The 449-nt window shown below is 69.7% G+C and carries 1 protein-coding gene; it reads left to right on the forward strand.

Translation table 11 applies throughout. The features are described from left to right. Window positions 1-449 (forward strand): lyase family protein (locus AC1DGD_RS22145; protein ID WP_476858285.1); only part of this gene is annotated, 449 nt, incomplete at both ends.

Below are 449 nucleotides of genomic sequence, written 5' to 3' on the forward strand. Positions count from 1 at the left end.
CCCGAAGGGCGACTACGCCCGGCTGCACCCCAACGACCACGTCAACCTCAGCCAGTCCACCAACGACGTCTACCCCACCGCGGTCAAGCTCGGCACGATCTTCGCGGCCCGGGAACTGCTCCAGGCCCTCACCGAGCTCGAAGACGCCTTCGCCGCAAAGGCCCTCGAGTTCCGCACGGTGGTGAAAATGGGCCGCACCCAGCTCCAGGACGCCGTCCCCATGACGCTCGGCCAGGAGTTCGGCACCTACGCCGTCACGATCGGCGAGGACCGGCTCCGCCTGGCCGAGGCCGACCTGCTGATCCACGAAATCAACCTCGGTGCCACCGCGATCGGCACCGGCCTGAACGCCCCCGCCGGGTATGCCGAGGCCGCCTGCCGGCACCTGGCCGAAATCACCGGCCTGCCGCTCGTCACGGCCGTGGACCTGATCGAGGCCACCCAGGACG

The sequence above is a fragment of the Arthrobacter sp. 05T45 genome (assembly GCF_056395875.1).